The organism is Cupriavidus consociatus (assembly GCF_017814975.1).
Classification (GTDB): Bacteria; Pseudomonadota; Gammaproteobacteria; order Burkholderiales; family Burkholderiaceae; genus Cupriavidus; species Cupriavidus consociatus.
This window is the reverse complement of sequence record NZ_JAGIQA010000107.1, coordinates 1-2,053: the sequence shown is the minus strand read 5'-3', so window position 1 is coordinate 2,053 and position 2,053 is coordinate 1. Positions and strand designations below refer to the sequence as shown.

Below are 2,053 nucleotides of genomic sequence, written 5' to 3'. Positions count from 1 at the left end.
GTTGTTGATCTTCTTTCGTGCCTTGGCACATCACAACGCTCAACTGTCATGTGACGATGACACGGTTTGGTTAGCGGATCTAAGCTGTGCTTGAGCCGTATGCGATGAAAGTCGCTTGTGCGGTTCTTTGGGGAGGGAGCAGCGGAGACGCTGCTCCCTTACCCGCTCAATCTTCCTGAGCCTCCGTCAACCCACACATTTTCCTGACGAACCAAAAAAGGCGATCAAGCGATCGGTCGCTCGCGAGGCGGATTGAGTACCAAGATTCATGCGCTGGTCGATGGATTGGGTATGCTCGCGCGCTTTCGCCTGACCGGCGGCCAAGCGGGGGACAGCCCCGAAGCGCTGCCTTTGCTGGACGAACTGAACCCAGCCAGTCTGGCCGCTGACAAAGCCTACGATTCGAACGCGATCCTGCAACACCTGCAGTCCGTGGGTATTCAAGCCGTCATCCCCAGCCGCGCCACTCGTCTTGAACAACACGCCCTGGACGAGCCTTGCTGAGGGCGGCAAGTTGTGGGATAGCGTCGACGCCAGCCCGATACTCGGGGAAATCACCATTATCTTGCCAGGACGTGCAGGCCAGAAGGCGCGCGAGGTCAAACAGGAACTACGCGCCCGCATTGAACTCGTCGACTGGTACCGAGCCCGCTGGGAAGTGGAGATGTTCTTCCATGTTCTGAAGACCGGCTGCAAGCTCGAAGCGCTACAGCTATCGCACATGGATCGTGTGGAGCGGGCCCTGGCGTTGTATATGGTGGTGGCGTGGCGCATTGCACGCTTGATGCGGTTGGGCAGAACCTGCCCGGATCTCGATGTGTCCCTGTTCTTCGACGCCGACGAGATTGGAGGAGCATACGTGCTTGCCAAGAAAGCTCGCCCGAAGGCACCGGTCACACTCAATCAGATGATTCTGGTTGGTTGCTTCCCTGGGTGGGTTCCTTGGGCGCAAGAGCGATGGCGAGCCCGGCGCTAAAACGATCTGGATCGGCATGCAGCGACGATGGACGCCGCGCTCACCATTCAAGCACTGCGGGAAGAGTCATGACTTCTGTATAAAGAAATGACCTTAATCAGCGTATGCTGGACGTCAGGCTCGCGAACGCGGAAAGACAGAGGCCGCTTGCTCGTGTTCTGTCTCACATCCGCAGGCGTGACGAAATGGGAAAGGTTCTTGTCGGATATGTTGCAGTGAGGACAACAAATCACGATGTGGGCATCTACTTCTTTAAGACCTCCTCTCGCACTATCAGATCCTAGCTGCTCAACTGGTGCACCTTCTCAGTGGGCGTGCCTCCAAAACGTTTAAGTCGACCACTGCTCAGATATTGAGCAGGAAAGACCTACGGGAAAGCCACTCGCTGCGACCTTCTGGATCGGCATTCTTGTCTTAATTCTGTAGACGTGTATGAGCAGTTCCTATGATGGTTAGCCGGATTAGGGGGTCAGCGATAGACGCCCCCAGTGGACGATACCAGGAAATTCCGACGATAAATTCAGTGGTGACTGACTATTCAACTATCAACGTGTCACCGATAATACCCCGACAATAAGATTATATACGAGTGCCGTTCACATAGGATCAACAAGATTCCAAGAGACGCCGTCAAGCGTCGTTTGCTTGATCGCGCCGGCATTTCGCCCGTGCGTGGTGGGCTTCGGGGCGGCCAGCTTCGCGGGGTAGCGGGCCGTCCCTCTGTTTCCTTTCCCTTTCGAGTCTGGTCTTTTTCGATATCAAGTCTTGCGGCATTATTGATCCGGCATTCATGAACTTGAATCAGGCCGCCGCATACTTCACCGAATGATGCAGAAAGTAACGTCGAATGCGTTCGGGCTGTTTCTGGACTCTGCGCAGAGGCTTGACGCAGCCTTGACGAGTTGCAGCTTGGTGCGAGCCGGTGCCTGCGAGGTGACGGCTTGCTTGATATCGGCGTCGGCCATCTCGTCGGGATTGAGTTCCGGGCTGTAGCTGGGCAGTAAAACACCTCGATTTGCTCGACGTGCCGTGCGAGCCAGGCCTTTACCGGCTTGCTGTGATGCACCCTCAGGTTAT

General features: G+C 55.9%; 1 protein-coding gene and 2 pseudogenes. 2 read left to right on the top strand and 1 reads right to left on the bottom strand.

The window, feature by feature from the left end; translation table 11 throughout:
* Positions 1 to 231: 231 nt before the first annotated feature.
* Both J8I82_RS39285 and J8I82_RS39280 read left to right on the top strand, forming a co-directional pair.
* Positions 232 to 504 (top strand): transposase, encoded by a 273-nt coding sequence (locus J8I82_RS39285; RefSeq protein WP_284183260.1) that lies wholly within the window; start codon positions 232 to 234, stop codon positions 502 to 504.
* Positions 497 to 1,048: pseudogene (locus J8I82_RS39280) on the top strand (IS4 family transposase); the annotation flags it as partial. The gene J8I82_RS39285 and the pseudogene J8I82_RS39280, both read left to right, overlap by 8 nt.
* Positions 1,049 to 1,777: 729 nt before the next feature.
* Here J8I82_RS39280 and J8I82_RS37530 read toward each other — a convergent pair.
* Positions 1,778 to 2,053: pseudogene (locus J8I82_RS37530) on the bottom strand (transposase); the annotation flags it as partial.